Origin of the sequence: Kitasatospora sp. NPDC085464, from assembly GCF_044541955.1 — a bacterium.
Lineage (GTDB): Bacteria > Actinomycetota > Actinomycetes > Streptomycetales > Streptomycetaceae > Kitasatospora.
The window spans coordinates 123,372-141,342 of the sequence record NZ_JBITTM010000024.1 but is presented as its reverse complement, the minus strand read 5'-3'; the positions used below and the strand labels follow the sequence as shown (position 1 = coordinate 141,342).

Here is a 17,971-nt window from a genome sequence, read left to right as displayed (position 1 = left end):
GCTACAACCCCCACCCCCTCAAGTTGGGGTCCCGAAAGGGGGGGTGCGCCAACTTACACCCCCGGGGGGGGGGGGGGGCGTCGAGGTCGACCGCGACCCTGACGCCACGCCGCCGGCAGGTCACGGCGCCCGGCGGCCCCCCGCCGGGCGCCGATCAGAGGTGGTCGATCACGCACACGGAAGCCGAAGCTGATGAGGGTGACGCTCTCTCCCGCACCGAAGGGTGGTCTGTGCACAACGGTCCACGCGGTGTACGGCGATGTCGCCGAGGCTCCATCCCGTGCTGGTGTCGGGGGTGTTCTGACGGGGCGTGGAGGTGCTCATCGGTGGGTCCTCTGGGCTGGGTGCTGCGATGGTGCCGCGGTACCGGAAGAACGGGGCTCGGTCAGGCGGTGCGCGGCTGCCGCACCGCGCGGGCGAGGCCGATCAGGGTCAGCAGGATGACCGTGCCGGCGTAGAGCGAGAGGGCGGTCTGCAGGCCGAACAGGTTGGTCAGCAGACCGGCGAGGACGGCGGGGACACTCATGGCGAGGTAGCTGAGCACGTAGTAGGCGGCGAGCGTGCCGGCGCGTTCGCCCGGGTCGGCCGGGGGCAGCAGCAGGCGCAGGGCGGCCTGGGTGACGGCGCCGAAGCCGGCGCCGGCCATGGCGGTGCCGGCGAACAGTGCGGACAGGCTGTGCAGGTGCGGGCCGCTCAGGGTCAGCAGGGCCCCCGGGATCAGGAGCGCGGTGCCGGCGAGGCTGACCGCTCGGGCGGGCAGCGCCCGGGTGGAGTGGCCGGCGAGGCCGGCCGCGGCCGTCAAGGTGAAGAAGACCAGGCCGCCGGTGGCGGGGGCGGCGTGCGGGGCGATGAGCCGGGCGAGCGAAGGGCCCAGGGAGGAGTAGAAGCCGCCCAGGGCCCAGGCGGCGACGACGCCGGGTGCGGCGAACGCCATGGCCGGCCGGGAGGCGCGGGCGACGGCGATCGCGGGGCGCAGTGAGCGCCATGCGCCGACGTGGGGGAACGCGGTCTCGGGAGTGAGCAGGACTGCGACGGCCTGCGCGGTGAAGAGCAGGAGCAGCAGCAGGTACACGGTGCGGGTGGGGGCGGGGGCGTACTGCACGAGGGCGGTGGCGGCCAGCACGCCGACCGCCATGCCGGCCACGGGGGCGATGCCGTTGGCGGCCGTCGCCCGGCCCGGCCGGTCGGGGTCCTCGAAGTCGAGCAGAGCGGCTCCGACGGCGCTGGTGGCCACGCCGGTGGCCAGTCCCTGCAGGATCCGGGCGGCGATCAGCGCCGACGTCCCCTGTGCGGTGGCGAAGACGCCCATCGCAGCGGCTTCCGCCAGCAGCGCCGCGCCGAGGACCGGGCGCCGGCCCAGGTGGTCCGAGAGCGTGCCCGCGGTCAGCAGCGCCACCAACAGGGCGAGCGCGTAGGCGCTGAACACGATGGTGAGCGTCAGGGCCGAGAAGTGCCATGCGGCCTGGTAGACCGCGTAGAGCGGGGTCGGTGCGCTGGAGGCGGCCAGCAGGCCGACCAGGATCGAGGCGTGGAGCGGGAAGGCGCCGCGCCGGCTCAGGACGGGCCGGCGGCGGGGGTGGGACGGTAAGGCCGTGACGCTGGTCATGGAACACCTCGGAGCCTTAAGGCGAATGCTTTGCGTTAGTCACCTTAGGCTCGCGCCGCCCAGAAACGCAAATATTTAGCTTTTAGGCGGCAGAAGGACGGCCGAAGGGGACTCGGCGCGAGCGAGTGCCGCTGCGACCAGACGCTCGATGTAGGCCGCGGACAGATCCGAGGGGCGGAACAGGATCCGGTACATCAGCGGGGCGACGACGACGTCCAGCAGGGTCTCCACATCGGGCACCGCCTCCCCGCGGCCGGCCGCCCGCACGTTGACGGCCTTCAACTGCTCGGCGGCGTAGTCGGAGCAGCGGGCCGCGTTGCCCTGCTCGGGCTCCCCCAGCAGGGCGTCACGGATGTACGTGAGGCCCGCCGTCGAGGACATCTCCTCGGCGAACTGCACGGCCCACGCCTCCAGATCCGCCCGCAGGGTGCCGTGGTCGGCCGGCGGGGCGTCGGGGCGCAGCCGCTCGACGGCCACGTCGGACAGCAGTTCCCGCAGATCCCCCCAGCGCCGGTAGACGGTGGACGGCGTCACTCCCGCGCGGGCGGCGATCAGCGGCACGGTGAGCGCATCCCGCCCCACCTCCGCCTCCAGATCACGGACGGCCTGGTGCACGGACTGCTGGACGCGGGCACTGCGGCCGCCGGGGCGTGTGGTCGGTCGGGCACTCATGCGTCCAGCTTAATGCAAATGAGTTGCGTTCCTGGTGGCACCCGGCCGGACTGCCGGCGTCGTGCACCTCGTCCGCGCCGTCACGATGACCCGAACCGCGCGGCTCGCGTCGACGCGTTCGTCGACGCGTTCGTCGACGCGTTCGTCGACGCGTTCGTCGACGCGTTCGTCGGCCCGGCGGTCAGGACACGGTGGCCGGAGGCCCGCGATCCGCCTCGGGCATACTGAGCGGGTGCGGATGACGGGTGGGGCCAACTTCCCGGCGGTGGCCGGGCGTTTCGACGGTGGGCGACTCAACGCGACCTGGCCGTTCGGCGTGCTCACGGTCGGATCCGGGCGGGTGCACCTGAGGGCCCGGCTGATCGGCGCCGTGTGGCGGATGTCCGGCGCGGAGCCGCTGGACGGCACACCGGAGGAGATCGCCGAGGTCTTCCCCTGCCGCGGCCGCCTGGGGACGGCCGGTGTCGGGCTCCGCACCGTCCAGGGCCACCGCTACTACTTCTGGACGGGCGCCGTGGCAACGGTCATCGACACCTGCCGCCACCAGGGGTTCACCGTGTCGAGCGAGGTCCAGACGATGTGATCCGCGGGCGCCCGGGCCCGGCACGGGGTTTCAGGCGAGCCAGTCCGTGTAGTGGGTGGGGGCGATGCGGGCGCCGCTCGGGGCGGTGAGGACGTCGCCGTGGACGGCGGCGAACAGGCCCGCGGTGTCATCGGTGACGACGCGGCGCCCGTCACCCTTGGCGGTCAGGGTGAGTCGGCCGAGTTCGTCGAGCGGGTAGACGTCCGGGCCCGCGATGTCGACGACGCCGTTCAGGGGGCTGCCCGCGGCGACTTCGGCGACCACGGCGGCGACGTCCGCGGCGGCGATCGGCTGGATCGGCGTGCGCGGCAGGCGGACGGTGTCGCCGTCGGCGGTCATGGCCAGGGTCGCGTCCATGAACTCCATGAACTGCGTGGCACGGACGATGGAGTACGGGACCGGTCCGGCCTTGAGGGTCTCCTCCTGGAGCACCTTCGCCCGGTAGTAGTCCAGATCGGGCACCTGGTCCACGCCGACGATGGAGAGGATGACGGCGTGCCCGACCCCGCCCTTGTGGCTCGCGGCGAGAAGGTTGTCCATCGAGATCCGGAAGAAGACGAGCGAGGCGTCGTCGAAGGTCGGGGAGTTCGTCAGGTTGACGACGACGTCGGCGCCCGCCACGGCCTCCTCCAGCCCCTGCCCCGTGATGACGTCCACGCCCGTGGACAGGGAGTGCGGTACGGCCTGGTGCCCGGAGGCGTTCAGGTTCTGCACGACCCGTGACCCGATCAGCCCGGTTCCGCCGATGACTGCGACCTTCATGGCATTCGCCCACTTTCGATGACTGGCGTCCGACATGCGCCTTCCGTACTGCCAACCCTCGGCGAACGCGCCCGTCCCGGCGAGCCCGGACCGTACGGGGCATCACCCACCGTGACGAATCGGCAGCCGATCGGCAGACCTCACGAGGCGGACGAACCTGCCCGGAGGCCACGGGGAATGCCTCGGCGTCCCGGGAACCACCCTGGTCACAGGCCTGCCAGAATCCCCTGGGAGAATCTGCGCCATGACAACCGACATCCGCCGCTCCGCGGGAACCAGAACTCTCTCCGACGCCCTGCTCTCGATGTTCGGCATCCGGCGGCTCAGCACCGAGAAGGACCTCGCCGACCTCCGGGCGGGCACCACCCTGCAGGTGTTCTGCTCAAGCCCGACGCTGGGCACCGTCAAGATGCTGTCGGTCGGCAAGGGACGGACCATTCCGCACACGGCCTCCGGCCACCTCCACCTCTCGGCCGACGCGGTGACCTGGCACAACCGGCGCACCCGCGAGAACGTCGTCCTCCAGGGTCCGTTCCGCCTCTCGCCGTCGGGCCAGAAGGCGCCGCTCCCGAAGATGGCCCGCCTCGACCTCGCCGCGGGCGACGAGCAGCACGTGATCGTGATCCCCAAGGCCGACGTCTCCCTGGTCACGCAGGTCCTGGAAGCGGCCGACCGGTAACACCCGGGCGGGGCACCCCGGCCGGGGAAGGCCGGCAGGCCGGGCAGACCGGGCAGGCCTCGCAGACCTGGTGGGCCGGGCAGGCCGGACCTCGCTCGCGCCACCGCGCGCAGGGCCGCGCGCGTCCAGAGGGCGACCAGCCGCAGCCAGAGCAGTCCGAGGCCGACCCACCCGAGGAGGAGCAGGCCGGTCTGCGGTTGCACGGCGCCGGAGCCCAGCCCGAAGGCCCGCACCAGCGCGACCGCCATCGCCGTCCACGCCCCCACCGCGCAGCACCGGACCACCCACGTCAAGACACGTCCCACCGCGCACCCCCGTGATCGACTCCGGCGGAGTCTCCCACACCGTCAGGCTGCCGGGCCGTGGATTGTCAGTGCCGGGCGGAAGGATGTCAGGTGACGCAGCAGCCCGTACCGAGGAGCACCGTGACCGCTGCCACCGAGCCGACCTACCGTCCCGTCTTCCAGGACCTCTGGTGCGCGTCCGACCTCGGCCCGCACCGCCCGTGCGGCGGCACCTACGAGTGGTACGACGCCGACACGCTGCCGCCGCTGGAACCGGCCCGTTTCGACGGCGGGTTCGGGTGGCTCGGCGGCACCGGCCCGGTGCCTTCCTGGTCCGCTTCCTGCGCGACCAGCAGGACTGCGTGCACTGGTACCTGTACCTGCGCCCCACCGGCGAGGCCTTCGTGGTGGCCTCCCCGCTGGACCTCGCGGACGCGCCGGAGTGGGACGAACCGGGCGTGCCGGTGGACTGGTTCGGGGCCATCGCGCGGTGCGCTTCCTCGTTCGAGGAGTTCGCGTTCCGCTTCTGGGTGGAGAACCGCCTGTGGTGCGCGCTGCACGGCTACGGCGAGGAGAGCATGGACGACGAACTCACCGGGTACCTCGCGCACTACGAGCGCGGCTGACCACCGGGAGACCGGAGTTGCCGGGCGGCCTTCTTCACTTCCACCTGCGCCCGCAGGCCCACAGCCTTGTCGGAGTCGCCGTACCACCACCACGTGTACCCGGCGATCGCCAGGAACAACGCCACGGAGACGAAGAAGAACGGATTCAACCGGAACTGCCCGCCTCTGGCCAGGCCGTAGACGGTCCAGAAGGTGAGGATGAGTGCGCCTTTGAGCAGGACGGACAGCGTCTTCTTGGTGCGGAGGTTCATGTCGCGCACTGTAGGGCCCGGTGGCAGTGCTGACCAAGCGTCACGAAAGAGGGGTGATAACGGGGCTGATCTGCCGAAACGTCGCCATGCGCGGGGCTCGGGACCGGGCTCGTGTTCGTGCTCGGGCTCGTGCTCGTGCTCGTGCTCAAGCTCGGTGCCGCATCGGTCCGCCCCGGACGGACAGACCGGGGCGGACCGATGCCGGCGCTGGATCAGCCGGCGTTGCTGGTGTCCGGCGAGAACGGACCCACGCACACGGTGCCGAGCGTCGCCTCCCTGACGCACACGGTGACGTTGACCCGGCCGGAGAAGTCCGCCGAAGCGCTCTGACCGGGGTAGAACAGGCCGGTCTGCGAGTTGCCGCTGGACGGGGTGATCGTCCACCGGTAGTCGGTGTAGTGGCCGGAGGACAGCGAGACCGTGGCGTAGGTGTCGCCCACGTACCGGTACCAGGTGGCGTAGGCACAGATGGAGAAGTTGCCGTTGCTGTTGCAGTGCGTCGTCGTCGCGTGTGCGGAGGTGGTGGCGCCCAGCGTGGCCGCGAGGACGGCGGCAGTGGTCAGTCCTGCCTTCACGAACTTCATGTGACTCCCTCGTAGATGTCAGTGGGTCATGGAAGGTCGGTGCGGGGCACCCGTTCGTCAGCCGGTGGAGCCCGGCGGAACTCGGGCCGACCGCCCGGGGTGTCGAGCACGGGATCCAGGGAACCCCGGTGACACATCCGCCGTCGAATGATTCGATTTCTTTCGAAGAGAATCTCGACGCGGGGGGCGGCTCGTGATCAGGATCGACCTCGGCAGTCAGGGGCTGGGCAAGGTCAGGTTCGCCATGACCCCGCTCGACGTCGCCAAGGACCTGCTGTACTCCCTCGCCCGCTCGCCCGGTTCACTCGACCCCGAGTGGCAGGCCACGGCCCGGCAGGCACTGTCCGCGGGGCGGCTGGGATTGCTCGCCGTCGTCGCGGGCGGGGGCCCACGCGGCTACGCCCCCGACTTCCTCCGGCCGGAACCGCCCGGCTTCCAGCTGCCCCTGGACGAGGCCCTGCACCGCGTCGCCACCACAAGCCGGGACCGGATCCGCTACGAACTCACGGGGGCCGTCGGCGGCCACTCATGGGGGCGCACCGCAGCCGACCGGCCGCCCCGGCTGCTCCTCGATGCGATGGAACGGGGCGAGGAGTACGTGGCACAGCGCATCGCGGTGGAGCTGGAGCAGTTCTGGCACACCGCCCTCGCGCGTCACTGGCCCGGCATCCGTGCCCGGCTGGAGGGCGACGTCGCCGCCCGCGCCACCGTGATCACCCGGCACGGCATCGCGGAAGCCGTCAACCACCTGGCCCCCAACCTGGAGTGGGACGGCGGCGCCCTGACCGTCCACCCGACGGCCCCCGGACTCCCCACGTCCAACCTCGACGCCGACGCCGCGATCTTCGTACCGAGCGTCTTCGCGGGACGGGCGACCTTCTGCGGTGCCGAGCCCCCTGGCGCGCCGGCCCCCCGCCTGCCGTTGATCGTCTACCCGGTCGGGCCGAACGACTGCCTCCCGACCGCGCCCGACGGAGCACTGATCGGCCCGACCCGCACGAGGCTCATGGCCGAACTCGCCCAGCCCCGCACGACCGGAGAACTCGCCCGGCGCGTGCACCTCAGCCCCGCGACCGTCTCGTACCACCTGCAAATCCTCCACCGGGCCGGACTCGTACAACGCACCCGTCGGTCCCGCACCGTCCTCTACCAGCGGGCCCTGGCCACGCACGGCGGGCAGTAGCCGCCCGAGGACGCCCGCGCCGTCGGGGTGGCCGGTTCAGGGGCTCCGTCCGTCACTATCACCGTCGCCGTTGCCGTCACCGCCGTTGTCGCCATCACCGTTGTCTCCATCACCGTTGTCGCCATCACCGTCGCCGTCACTGTCGCCGCCGTCGACGCCGTCGCCGCCGTTGTCGCCGTTGTCGTCCGACGACTCATCGCCCCGCGAGCGGTGCTGCTGCAGGTACCAGACCAGCAGGGTGACGGCAATGATCACGGCGATCGCGATGGCGGCGAACCGGCCGACCGTGCCCTCCACCCTGGTGTAGGCGGCTCCGGCGAAGTAGCCGAGGAGGGTGAAGCCGACGCCCCACGCGACCCCGCCGAGGGCGTTGTAGAGCAGGAACCGGCGGTACGGCATGCGGGACATCCCGGCCAGCGAGGGCACCAGCGGGCGGAAGAAGGCGATGAAGCGGCCGACGAAGACGGCGGCCGGCCCGCGCCGGCGGATCAGGTCCTGTGCCGTGCCGACCCGCTTGGCATGGCGCCGCAGCGGGCGGGTGTGGAGGATCGAAGGGCCGAGGTGCCGGCCGATCTCGTACCCGGCGGAGTCACCGAGGACGGCCGCGCAGACCACGACCAGGACCATCAGGCCGAGCGAGGCGCGGCCCTGGTGGGCCAGGAAGCCGCCGAACACGGCGGCGGTCTCGCCGGGGATGAAGAAGCTGAAGAACAGGGCGTCCTCGGTGAAGACCATGCCGCCGATGACCGCGTACACGACCGGGCCGGACAGGCTGCGCAGCCAGTCGGTGATCGCGTGCATCGGCCACACCTCGTCGGCGATCGTGCCCCTTTCCGCCCCAATGTAACGCTTGTCCCCGCACCGACCCCGTCGCACGGGACCGGGGCGGCGCGTCCCGCAACGACGGGAGGGTCGGCCGACGGCCGTCCGGGAAGCCGACGGCTCCGTCGCCCGCGATGCCGGCGCCCGGCCCGGGGGGGCGCGCGGTACGCCGCCTGCCCGGCGGCACCCGGCCGGCCTGCGCGCATCGTCAACGGACCTTGCGCGGACGGCCGACGACTCCCGTCGCGCGCTGCCGCAGGGTTGGTGGTGGGCACCACGCCGGTGCCCACCGCCGTACCCGGGAGGGATGCACCATGTCGCCCATCCGCACCATGTCGCCCGTCCGCACCATGTCGCCCGTCCGCACCAGGCCGTCCGTCCGCACCAGGCTCGCCGCCGCGGCCGTCGCCGCCCTGGCCGGTGCCTCGGCGCTCGCCGCAGCTCCGTCCGCGAGCGCCGCGACCACCGTCACCGCGGTCGCCGGGGAGCCGGGGCTGTACCGGGTCACCGGGCCGGACGCGCTCGACTCGGCCTGGGACCTCTGCAAGGACGGCCAGACCTGTTTCTGGCAGAACGCCAACGCCGGCGGCTGGATCTGGATCGTGCCCTACTGCGGGCTGAACGACGTCCCGGACTGGTTCGACGACCGCGCCAGCTCGGTCTGGAACCGCGGCGGCGGCCCCGCCGACATCTACGCCGGCTCTGACTACTCCGGATTCATGGGCACCGTCCCCCGCTGGTGGCAGGGCAACCTCGCCTCCGCGCACAACGACCGGCTGAGCGCGGTCAACGTCCGCTGCGGCTCGTAGCGACGCCCGCACCCGCCGAGGCCCGGAAGTCGCTCGCGGTGGTGCCGTACTCGTCGCGGAAGGCCCGGCTGAAGGCGGCAGCGGCGCGGAAGCCCCAGCGCGCCGCGATCGCGTGCACCGGCACCACCGCGAGACCCGGGTCGGCGAGGTCCGCTCGGCACCGCTCCAGGCGGCGCCGGCGGACCACCGCCGCGACACCGCCGCGCTGTTCACGGTGGAAGAGCCCGTGCAGGGTGCGCAGCGAGATGTGGTGCCGGGCGGCGATCGCGGTGGGCGAGAGGTCCGGGTCGCCGAGGTTCTCCTCGATGAAGGCGTCGATGCGGGCGAGCAGCATCCGGTGGCGCGGCTCCGGCGGCAGCCGGTCCTCCACGCCCAGCCGGTGCGCGAGGAAGGCGACGGCCAGTTCGCGCGCCGCGATGCCGAGCCGGACAGCCTCGTGCTCGGCGACGGCGGGCGCCTCCCGCACGAGGCCGCGCAGGAATGCGGCCAGCACCCCGCCGACGCCGCCGCGGGCGGACGCGGAGCTGGCCAGCAGCCGGTCCAAGCGGCGGTGGTGCAGCGGGAGTTCGGCTGCCGGAAGGTGCAGGATGACGGCCCGGGACACGCCGCCGGGCAACCCGCGGCCGTCGAACGGGCGGGAGGTGTTCCACATCACGAGGTCGCCGGAGCGCATCCTGGTCTCGTTGTCGCCCTGGGCGATCCACATCGCGCTGCCCCGGATCAGCGCCAGCTCGTACACCTCCGGGTCGGAGCGTCGGATGAGAGCGGGGGTGCGCTCCGATCGGATGGACGGGAAGGACATCGTGGTGAGGTGTTGCCCGGGGCCGAGCGCCAGCGTGCCGACGGTCGCGGGGAAGTCGTCGGCGTGCTCGGTGGTGATCCGGGTGGGCGCGACGTCCCGGGCGACCATCTCGCACCACCACTCGAACCGGTGCCCCGGCTCGACGGCGGAACTGTCCAGGTGGTGGTAGGGCATGGGCCGCTCCCTGCGCTCCCCCGGGGGGCGTGCGACACGGCCGCCCGAGCACGTCGCCGACATGACACAGCCTGCGCACGGCCGCCACCTCCCCGCAAGCGCTCGAATCCGCCAACTCCGCAGCCCGCACCGCCCGGTGTACACGGCTGCCGGTCCCGCACCACGCCACCCGCGGGCGGCGTGAGGTCAACTGGCCATCATCGCAGCCGGGTTGACGGTCAGGGAGGGATCGGCCTGACGGCGGCATTCCGGCTTCCCAGGGGGCTCTCGCCGTGCGAGGCTGCTGCGGGAAGGGCCGGCCCGCGGGAGGGAGCACCAGGCGTGTCCGAGCAGCATGCGGACGGGGAGCAGCCGGAGGCCTTCCGGGCCGTGAACAGGATCGAGGGCGACGTCACCGTCCACGGCTCGGTGATCCAGGCGGACATCCTCGTCGCTGACTCCACCGTCGACACCGACGGTGTCCGGCACCTGTCGCCGGCCCTGGCGATCTCCATCGAGAGCTTCCGATCCGGCACCACGGAGATCGTGCACGAGGGCGAGGAGACGACGGGTTCCTCGTTCCCCGGCGCCAGGCCTCGCCCTTCGGCCGTCCGCCGGTGGTGGCGTCGGCTCCGGGGCCGACGCGGGCGACCGGGCGCGGACGGATAGCCCGGTTCTCGGCCGCCTGATGGTGGCCTGACCGAGCGAGCGTCTGCCTGACGTCACTGGAAGTCATGGGCCCGCGGGCGCCCGGCCGGGGAGGGCCCGGCCGGGTGCGCGTGCCGTCGGTCAGGTGGAGGGTCGGCCCTCCGGCGCGGCGGCGGAGGTGGACGCGGCCACGGACGCGGGTGCGGCGTCGGACACCGGCGCGGGTGCGGCGTCGGACACCGGCGGAGCGGCCGGGGCCGAGACCACGGCGTGGACGCGGGCTTCCTGGGCTGCCCTTGCCGCGAGCGGGTTGACGTCGGCTCGGCGGGCCAGCTGCATGGCGGTCAGGCGGTTGACCACCATGATCGCCGCGATCGCGGCCACCAGCCGCAGCGCCGACCCGGCGGCCTCCACCCGGATGGTGCTGCGCAGGCTTTCGAGGTCGCCCGGGACCGACGGGTCCACGTGCTTCAGCATGGTGGCGGCGATCCGGCCGACGATGATCGAGCCGATCCAGGTGGACCACCACAGGGCGATGACCTTCTCCGGCGGCGTGCGCCGCCTTCCCTCGGCGTCCAGCGGCGCGCTGGCCCTCCAGCAGTCGACCATCAGCTGCCAGGGGAACCAGAGCACGGCGACGGGGGTGAACCACGCCCCGATGACCCAGCCACGCCCGAGGCGGTGCCCGTTCGGCAGCAGCAGATCGGCGTTCTTGCGGATGCGGTAGAACCAGACGATGAACACCACGGCGGTGGCCAGCGCCAACGTGGGGTACACCTCGTTCAGTATCTGCGCCGCGGAGTGCACGGCATCGACCTCGTCGAGGTCGGTGTCACCCGGCGCGTCCAGCAGCCCGCCCACGAGGACGTCGGACCACACGTCGAGCGCGACCGCCAGCACCGCCAGCGCGGCGTCCAACGCCAGCAGGGCGTACACCGCCACGGCGAGGCCGTTCGCCGGGCTCAGCGCCGCAGCCCATCCGGGGACCGCCTCTGCGCAGCCGAAGCAGCGGCCGCTGTCCGTACCCACGGGGCGTGCCCCGCACGCCACACACACCATCAGATCGTCAACTCCTGGAATCGCCGTGTGCTCGACCCCGCACACCGGTACGCCACCACCCCGACGGGGGGCGGGCGCGCCGACTCTAGGGGATCCGTGGCGCCGTCGGCCAGCGTGAATTCCCAGCTCGGAGGCGGTATCGCCGGATACGTGGCAATCGCTCCGGCATCCGGGCCCGGGAGTCTGATCCGAAGCCTGGAGAGTCGGATCCGGGGCCGGAGCCGATCGGCGTCCCTGCCCGGCACCGGGCCCCCGTGATCCACCAGTGTGCTCGCTGTGTCCCACCGGAGGCCGTCGGTGAAGGACGTGCGGCGGACGGGCCGGGACGGGCGCAGGCCGCAGGGTGGCCGGCTACTTGCCGGCCGATGCCACGGAGGTGACGGCTTCGGCCAGGGTGGGGCGGTAGATGCCCATCTGCGGGTTGAGGACGTGGGTGCCCGCGGCGAGCGGGAAGTTGCGGGTGTCGGCGAGGGGCATGTTGGTGTCGTCGTCGTCGACCAGGACGTTGATCTCGTTGATGCCGGGGGTGGTGCCGGTGGTGGCGCCGCTCGGGTCGAGGTCGATCACCACGTAGGCGCTGCGGCCCGCCGGGACCGGGAAGCGCAGGGTGCCGCTGGCGAGGATCGGCTTGATGTTGTTGCTCTGGTCCCGGGCGGTGGAGTTGCCCAGGTCGACGCCCGGGGTGGAGCTCAGGCTGCAGGTGCCCGTGCCGTTGTTGTGGACCTCGATGGCCCACTGGCTCGGAGACCCGGCGCGGGGCGCCGCCTGGACGGTGAGGTTCTCGATGTCGCACGGCCGGGCGTCGGTGCCGACGTCCCCGCTGCCGGGCTGGGTGCCGCCGGGCTTGGCGGCGCCCGACGGGCTCGCGGCGGGCGGTGTCTTGGCGGCCGGGCGGGTGGCGGTGGGCGAGGCACCGGCGGTGGGCGCGCTCGCGGCGGGAGCACCGGTGGCCGGGCCGGCCGGCGTCGACGGCGCGGCTGCCACCGAGGTGGGCGCGGGGGCCGGAGAGCCGCCTGCCGTGTCGGCGTTGTCGGGCCCGCACGCGGTCAACGCCAGCCCTGCCCCGACGACGAGGACGGCGGTGGCGAGCAGCGGACGACGGTTGCGGACGAACATGGTGACTCCTCGATGACGATGGGTACGTGAGGGGCGCTGCCCGGCGCCGATCGGCGCCGATGCGCTCGGACAGTTCAAAGGACGTACGGCAGAAGGAATCTGGTGGCATCCGTGGCGTCACAATCGCCAGGACATGACAGGGACCGGACCGTGACGTTCGATCGGGTACGGCGCGGTTGACAGATCCTGTTGTGCCGGTGGGAGTTGTCGACCGCGCGACGGATCCGGTGGTGCACCGCCCGCGCCGGTCGGCAGGGCAGGACGTCGGACGTCAGCGCAGGGTGAGGCCGGCCTTCCGTGCGAGGTCCGGGTCCTCGGGACGGCCGAGGACGAGGATCCGGAGGGCCGTGCCGGCGTAGACGGCCAGGCGACGGGCGATCCTGCGGGCGGTGTCGGGCATGGTGGTCTGCCTTCCTGTCTTCCGGGCCTGGCTACTGGTCTTCGGGCTACCGGCCTTCGGGCTGCCGGTCTTCGGGCTACCGGCCTTCGGGCTGCCGGTCTTCGGGCTACCGGTCGCTCTTCGGGTCGGGTGGTGCGGGTGTCACCAGGAGACGGCGTCGTCCATCGACTGCTGCCAGTAGGTGACCTTGAGGGAGTCGTCGACGTACGCGCCCTTGGCCGGCAGCGGCGGGTGGGCTCCGGCGCCGACGCTCTCGTTGCCGGAGGGGCCGTGGAAGTAGACCTCCAGGGAGGTCACGGTGCGGCCGTTGGCGCCGTCGGTGCCGTCGGTGGAGGAGAGGTTGACGGAGGCGTAGCCGGACTCGCCGGGCTTGAGCGTGACGACGGCCTGCGGCTTCGAGTCGTCGATGACGGGGGGCACGGACTGGGCCTCGCCGAAGCGGACGGCCGGGTAGCCGTAGAGGTAGCAGATGCCGGAGCCCGTGTTGGTGACCGTGAGCAGCATGTGGTTCACGGGGCGGTTGAGCGGGGCGGCGGTGGTCTTGGTGTTGGAACCCTCGCAGGTGCTCGGGTTGGCGGCGGCGGGAACCGCGGGGGCCTTCGGCGCGGAGGAGGCCGGGGCGTTGGCGGCGGGCTTGGAGGCGGTGGCGGCCGGGGCCTTGCCGGTGGGGGCGGCGGCGGACGGGGCGCCGGGCGCCGCGGAGGTCGAGGGGGTCGCGGGTGCGGTGGGCGGCGTGGTGAACGGGGTGACCGTGACTGTCGGGGCGGGTCCCGCCGACTTGACGTCCCCGTCGCCGTTGCACGCGGTCATCGAGAGGGCGGCGATGGCGACGCCGGCGGCAGCGGTGATCAGCCGGGTGCGGGAGGTGCGGACGGACATGTGGTGGTGCCCCTTTCGGCGTTCGCCCAACGGGTGGGCCGGTGCGTCGATCGGATGACCGAGGCTTGATGACCGAAGCCTGCGGGGCACTTCGTCCCAGCCACCACACCTGGCGGCACGATCGGGAGGGTGGAACGGCGAATGAGGCTCTGACCAGCGGGAATGGTCCGAGCCTGGAACGCTGGAACGGGACGCCGAGGGTTCGCCGAGCGGTCGCCGAGGGTTCGCCGAGCGGTCGCCGAGCGGTCGCCGAGGGGTCGACGGGACAGGAATGGAGACGATCCGGCACGCCGTCGGGCGACCGGACGGGCGCCGTAAAGCCGACCGGCCGCGGTGCGGGCAGACTCACCCACACCGCGGCCGGAGACGACGGGCGGCGGATCGCTAATCACTCACCGCGGACCGGTTACTCGGAGGCGTCCTTCCCGGGGTGGTGGTGCTCACGGTCGAGGCGCAGGGCGAGCAGGGCGTGGGCCATCGCGCCGCCGGCGCAGACGGCCGCGGCGACGAACCCGATCTCGGCGATCTCCTCGCGCGTGGCCCCCGCGTCCGTCGCGCCCCGGGTGTGGGTGTCGATGCAGTAGGAACACCGCGTCGTCATCGCGACGGCCAGCGCGACCAGTTCGCGCAGCTTGAGCGGAATCGTCCCGCCCTCCCGGAAGACCGATTCGTGGAAGTGGATGAAGGCGTCGAACTCGTCCCGGGCCAGGGCGCGGACGGTCGGCACGGTGCGCAGGTCCGAGGGCTGTTGGTAGGTCATGGCCCGATCCAAGCCGCGCGGCGCACGGCGCGTCCAAGACCGTTTCGGACCGGGTGGGCATGCTTCCGCTATCGCTTCCGATCGCTATCGTGACCCCCATGGACCTGCGCAGACTCGGCTACTTCGTCGCGGTGGCGGAGGAGGCGAACGTCGGACGGGCCGCGAAGCGGCTACGGATGTCGCAGCCGCCCCTGAGCCAGCGCATCCGCGAACTCGAAGCGGACCTCGGCTGCGCGCTGTTCGTCCGGACCCCTCGGGGCATGGAACTGACCGCGCCGGGCCGGGTCCTGCTGGTGGAGGCCCGCGCCCTGCTGGCCGGCGCCGAACGGGCCCGCGAGCGGGTACGACGGGCCGCGGGCGAGCGGGTGCTGCGGGTCGGGGTGCTCGGACCGGGCGAGCAGGCGCTGTCCTTCCCCGCCGCCCGGGCCTTCGCACGGAGCTGCCCCGACACGACCGTCCGGCTGCACCAGGGCGACCTGGGCGACCCGCTGATCGGACTCACGGCCGACCAGGTCGACGTGGCGATCACCTACGGCCCGTTCGACGAGACCGGGTTGGCGACGCGGACGGTGCGCGAGGACCGCTGCTACGCCGCCGTCCCCGCCGACGACCCGCTGGCCCGTCGGCGCAGCCTGAGCGCCGGGGAACTCGCCCACCGCAGCTCCGTCCGCCTGCCGGAAACCGCCGACCCCACCTGGCGGGCCTTCTGGCAGCCGACCCCCGACAGCGCCGACGGACCGGCGGTCCGGTCCCTGGACGAGTGCCTGCACGCCGTCCTGTGGCAGCGCGCCGTCGCCCTCGTCCCCGGTCAGGCGGCCGCCCGCCACCGGGTCGAGGGCATCGCCTTCCGCCCGGTCGACGACCTCCCGCCGAGCCGTCTGGTCCTCGCCTGGCGCCGGGCCGACCGCTCCCCGCTGATCCCCGCCTACGCGGCCGCCCTGTGCGCGTCGGCCGGTTAGTCCTGGACAGGGGAAGCCGCACGAGCCTCCCACGGCGGTTCCGCGCACGGGCGCTGAGCTGCTAATATTCTTCTTGTCGCGAGGGAGAATGATTCCTCGTCAGGCGTCAGCGGTGCTACCAGAGCACGTCCTACTTTCAGTAGGAAGAGTCCGTGCGACCCGGGCCTGGCGCTCCATTGCCGAACGGGGTCCGGTACCTACCCAGGTACCGGACCCCGTTCGCGTTCCCGGCAGCGCGTTCCTGGTGCTGTGCGCCCTGTGCCCTGCCCCTGCGAACGGCTGTCGCGCCGGGACGGGCGCGGCTACCGTGGAAGCACTGCTCGGGACGTCGAGGGGGGACCGTTGTGCTGGACGGAGCGATGGCCGCGTTGGCCGCGGCGGTGGGTTCGGGCGTCGTGCAGGCCGCCGGGACGGACGCCTGGGTGGCGTTCAGGAACCGGCTGGCCCGGCTGTTGGGCCGCGCCGACCGGCAGCAGGAGAACGCCCAGTTGGAACGGCTGGACCGGACCGCCGCCGAACTGGCCGCGGTCGGACCGGAGGGCGCCGGCGGCGAGGAGCGCACCCGGCTCGGCACGGCGTGGCGGACCCGCATCGAGGACCTCCTGGAGGAGCTGGATCCGGACGAGCGCGCCGACCTCGCGACCGGGCTCCGCCTGCTGCTCGACGAGGCCGCGCAAGCGTCGCGGCCGTCCGGCGGAGGCGTCACGGGGAACGTGTTCCTCGATCAGACGGCGGTCCAGTCGGGCGACAACAACGTCCAGGTGAACCGGTTCGGCTCCCGCTCGTGACCGGGCCCGGCGCCGGGCCCGAAAGGTCCGGTGGCGGTGGCGGTGACGGTCGGCGCGAGGACGGCCCCCGGGGGCACGACTTCCGCGGCCCGACCGGACTGCAGCACGGCAACGGCAACCTCCAGGTCAACTTTCACGAGCACCGCGCGGGCATCATCTCCGCCTGCGCGGTCGCCCTGGTCTGCGTGGCCACCGTGATCGCCGTCCAGGTGGGCAGCGACCCCACGCCCCGGAGCGCCGGGCCGGGCGCGGGCATCCCGGCCTCGAACGCGGCACCGCCCGGTACGACATCGAGTGGCACGGCGCCGTCCGGCACGGCACCGTCCGGCACCGCCGGGGCCGATCCGTCGGTGCTCACCGGGCGACTGGTCAACGACGGCAGCGGGCTGTGCCTGCGGGCGCCCGGCCCCGGGGACGGGCTCGTCCCCGTGCAGGACGCCTGTACCGGCGACGCCGACCGGGCCTGGACGCTGGCCCCGCAGAACGGTGCCCTCCGCACCCTGCGCAATGCCGACGGCGGCCGGTGCCTGTCCGCAGCCGGCCCGGAGAACTTCGCCGCCGTCCGCCAGGTCGACTGCACCGCCCGGCCCGACGGGCAGCACTGGGAACTGCTGTGGGGGGCCGGGGCCCGGTCGGGGCACTTCATGCTGCGCAGCACCGGCAACGCCAAGTGCCTGATGGTCCAGGGCGACGAGGCGGGCCGGCCCGCGGCGCAGACCTCCTGCGGCGAGGCGTACGACGACCAGTGGTGGCACCTCTCCCCCTGACCGCGTCCGTTCCGGTGGACGCGGACCGGTCCCACGAGTCCTACCGGCCCTACCGGCCCTACCGGCCCTACCGGTCCCACCGGTCACACCGGGCCCACCAGTCACAGGGCGATCGGCCGGTACCGGAGGGCCTCGTCGACGATCTGCGCGGCAGAGGCGTCGCGGAGTTCGGCCGGGGGGTGAAAGATCAGGTCGCCGACCCGGGGATGCGTCACGTTGGCTTCGAGGAGCCGCAGGTAGTGGTCGCTCTCCGGGTCCGCGGTCAGTAGTCGGTCGACGATCTCGACGAGTTCGTCCCTGGTGATGTCTGCGATCCGGGGCCGGGCCGGCCGGGCTGCTTCCGTCGCGAAGGCGACCAGGCCCCGGCCGCCTTCGTACTCGGCGAAGTCGAGTGCCGTGTAGTCGTGGCCCGTCCTCGCGTTGAGGGCCCTGATCTCCTCGCCGGCGCCCCCGGCCCCGCTGAGCACCAGGTCGGCGATCCGCACGACGGCACGGCAGAGTTCGTCCAGCTGCCGGGGGCTCACCGGCGGGGGTGTCAGTTCCGGTCTCAGGTCCACCGGCCGGATCATGCCATCGGCCTCCGACACGCGGCACGGCGGCCCCGGGGGCCTCTTCGTCTTCGCCACCCAGCCCGTCTGACGGACGGGCAGAGTCCCCGGAGGTCCGACAGGCCGCCGGGCGTCCGCCGCGCCGGCCTCGCAGGCCCAGCCCGTCGTTGCGGCCGGGAGGCCAAGTGTGTTCGCGCAAGGGTAGAGCGCGGTGGTCGGGGGAGCAAAAAC

22 protein-coding genes are annotated in these 17,971 nt (G+C 73.0%); 9 read left to right on the top strand and 13 right to left on the bottom strand.

Annotated elements, in window-relative coordinates; translation table 11 throughout:
• Positions 1–385: 385 nt before the first annotated feature.
• Both ACIGG8_RS22390 and ACIGG8_RS22385 read right to left on the bottom strand, forming a co-directional pair.
• Positions 386–1,606 (bottom strand): MFS transporter, encoded by a 1,221-nt coding sequence (locus tag ACIGG8_RS22390; protein WP_396550151.1) that lies wholly within the window; start codon positions 1,604–1,606, stop codon positions 386–388.
• Positions 1,607–1,681: 75 nt separating this feature from the next.
• Complete coding sequence (locus tag ACIGG8_RS22385) at positions 1,682–2,278, bottom strand: TetR/AcrR family transcriptional regulator (protein ID WP_396550150.1); 597 nt, start codon at positions 2,276–2,278, stop codon at positions 1,682–1,684.
• A 232-nt stretch (positions 2,279–2,510) separates the two neighbouring features.
• Here ACIGG8_RS22385 and ACIGG8_RS22380 point away from each other — a divergent pair, with 232 nt between their 5' ends.
• A complete protein-coding gene (locus tag ACIGG8_RS22380; protein WP_396550148.1) occupies positions 2,511–2,861 on the top strand; it encodes a hypothetical protein in 351 nt (116 codons plus the stop codon).
• A gap of 30 nt (positions 2,862–2,891) precedes the next feature.
• Here the strand turns inward: ACIGG8_RS22380 and ACIGG8_RS22375 are convergent, their stop codons facing one another.
• Complete coding sequence (locus tag ACIGG8_RS22375; RefSeq protein ID WP_396550146.1) at positions 2,892–3,623, bottom strand: SDR family oxidoreductase; 732 nt, start codon at positions 3,621–3,623, stop codon at positions 2,892–2,894.
• 244 nt (positions 3,624–3,867) lie between these two features.
• On the opposite strand from ACIGG8_RS22375, the gene ACIGG8_RS22370 reads away from it, so the two are divergent.
• Both ACIGG8_RS22370 and ACIGG8_RS22365 read left to right on the top strand, forming a co-directional pair.
• Positions 3,868–4,302, top strand: coding sequence for a hypothetical protein (locus tag ACIGG8_RS22370; RefSeq protein ID WP_396550144.1), 435 nt, complete (start codon positions 3,868–3,870; stop codon positions 4,300–4,302).
• Positions 4,303–4,885: 583 nt separating this feature from the next.
• A complete protein-coding gene (locus ACIGG8_RS22365; protein WP_396550142.1) occupies positions 4,886–5,212 on the top strand; it encodes a hypothetical protein in 327 nt (108 codons plus the stop codon).
• On the opposite strand, the gene ACIGG8_RS22360 is transcribed toward ACIGG8_RS22365, so the two are convergent.
• Entirely contained in the window at positions 5,197–5,463 is a 267-nt protein-coding gene (locus ACIGG8_RS22360; protein WP_396550140.1) for a hypothetical protein, read from the bottom strand. The genes ACIGG8_RS22365 and ACIGG8_RS22360 overlap by 16 nt on opposite strands.
• Positions 5,464–5,675: 212 nt before the next feature.
• A complete protein-coding gene (locus ACIGG8_RS22355; protein ID WP_396550139.1) occupies positions 5,676–6,047 on the bottom strand; it encodes a hypothetical protein in 372 nt (123 codons plus the stop codon).
• Positions 6,048–6,240: 193 nt separating this feature from the next.
• Here ACIGG8_RS22355 and ACIGG8_RS22350 point away from each other — a divergent pair, with 193 nt between their 5' ends.
• On the top strand, positions 6,241–7,230 hold the full coding sequence (locus tag ACIGG8_RS22350; RefSeq protein ID WP_396550137.1) for an ArsR/SmtB family transcription factor: 990 nt from the start codon (positions 6,241–6,243) through the stop codon (positions 7,228–7,230).
• 36 nt (positions 7,231–7,266) lie between these two features.
• On the opposite strand, the gene ACIGG8_RS22345 is transcribed toward ACIGG8_RS22350, so the two are convergent.
• Entirely contained in the window at positions 7,267–8,031 is a 765-nt protein-coding gene (locus ACIGG8_RS22345; RefSeq protein WP_396550135.1) for a DedA family protein, read from the bottom strand.
• A 335-nt stretch (positions 8,032–8,366) separates the two neighbouring features.
• Here ACIGG8_RS22345 and ACIGG8_RS22340 point away from each other — a divergent pair, with 335 nt between their 5' ends.
• Positions 8,367–8,861: a peptidase inhibitor family I36 protein gene (locus ACIGG8_RS22340; protein WP_396550133.1), complete on the top strand. Its 495-nt coding sequence runs from the start codon at positions 8,367–8,369 to the stop codon at positions 8,859–8,861.
• Here the strand turns inward: ACIGG8_RS22340 and ACIGG8_RS22335 are convergent.
• Positions 8,839–9,837, bottom strand: coding sequence for a helix-turn-helix domain-containing protein (locus ACIGG8_RS22335; protein ID WP_396550131.1), 999 nt, complete (start codon positions 9,835–9,837; stop codon positions 8,839–8,841). The two genes, ACIGG8_RS22340 and ACIGG8_RS22335, sit on opposite strands and share 23 nt — an antisense overlap.
• Before the next feature lie 321 nt (positions 9,838–10,158).
• Between ACIGG8_RS22335 and ACIGG8_RS22330 the strand changes: the two genes are divergently transcribed.
• Positions 10,159–10,485 (top strand): hypothetical protein, encoded by a 327-nt coding sequence (locus ACIGG8_RS22330; protein WP_396550129.1) that lies wholly within the window; start codon positions 10,159–10,161, stop codon positions 10,483–10,485.
• 120 nt (positions 10,486–10,605) lie between these two features.
• Here the strand turns inward: ACIGG8_RS22330 and ACIGG8_RS22325 are convergent, their stop codons facing one another.
• The 5 genes from ACIGG8_RS22325 to ACIGG8_RS22305 form a co-directional block, all read right to left on the bottom strand.
• Positions 10,606–11,493, bottom strand: coding sequence for a DUF4328 domain-containing protein (locus tag ACIGG8_RS22325; protein WP_396550127.1), 888 nt, complete (start codon positions 11,491–11,493; stop codon positions 10,606–10,608).
• Positions 11,494–11,874: 381 nt separating this feature from the next.
• Entirely contained in the window at positions 11,875–12,639 is a 765-nt protein-coding gene (locus ACIGG8_RS22320) for a DUF4232 domain-containing protein (RefSeq protein ID WP_396550125.1), read from the bottom strand.
• A gap of 271 nt (positions 12,640–12,910) precedes the next feature.
• On the bottom strand, positions 12,911–13,039 hold the full coding sequence (locus tag ACIGG8_RS22315) for a hypothetical protein (RefSeq protein ID WP_350522430.1): 129 nt from the start codon (positions 13,037–13,039) through the stop codon (positions 12,911–12,913).
• 141 nt (positions 13,040–13,180) lie between these two features.
• Positions 13,181–13,918 (bottom strand): DUF4232 domain-containing protein, encoded by a 738-nt coding sequence (locus tag ACIGG8_RS22310; RefSeq protein WP_396550123.1) that lies wholly within the window; start codon positions 13,916–13,918, stop codon positions 13,181–13,183.
• A 406-nt stretch (positions 13,919–14,324) separates the two neighbouring features.
• Positions 14,325–14,678: a carboxymuconolactone decarboxylase family protein gene (locus tag ACIGG8_RS22305; protein WP_396550121.1), complete on the bottom strand. Its 354-nt coding sequence runs from the start codon at positions 14,676–14,678 to the stop codon at positions 14,325–14,327.
• 98 nt (positions 14,679–14,776) lie between these two features.
• On the opposite strand from ACIGG8_RS22305, the gene ACIGG8_RS22300 reads away from it, so the two are divergent.
• From ACIGG8_RS22300 to ACIGG8_RS22290, 3 genes are all read left to right on the top strand, one after another.
• Positions 14,777–15,637, top strand: coding sequence for a LysR family transcriptional regulator (locus tag ACIGG8_RS22300; RefSeq protein ID WP_396550120.1), 861 nt, complete (start codon positions 14,777–14,779; stop codon positions 15,635–15,637).
• Positions 15,638–15,981: 344 nt separating this feature from the next.
• Entirely contained in the window at positions 15,982–16,425 is a 444-nt protein-coding gene (locus ACIGG8_RS22295) for a hypothetical protein (protein WP_396550118.1), read from the top strand.
• A complete protein-coding gene (locus ACIGG8_RS22290; RefSeq protein ID WP_396550116.1) occupies positions 16,422–17,192 on the top strand; it encodes an RICIN domain-containing protein in 771 nt (256 codons plus the stop codon). Before ACIGG8_RS22295 ends, ACIGG8_RS22290 begins: the two co-directional genes overlap by 4 nt.
• Before the next feature lie 101 nt (positions 17,193–17,293).
• Here ACIGG8_RS22290 and ACIGG8_RS22285 read toward each other — a convergent pair whose 3' ends face one another.
• Positions 17,294–17,749 (bottom strand): hypothetical protein, encoded by a 456-nt coding sequence (locus ACIGG8_RS22285; RefSeq protein WP_396550115.1) that lies wholly within the window; start codon positions 17,747–17,749, stop codon positions 17,294–17,296.
• Positions 17,750–17,971 lie beyond the last annotated feature (222 nt).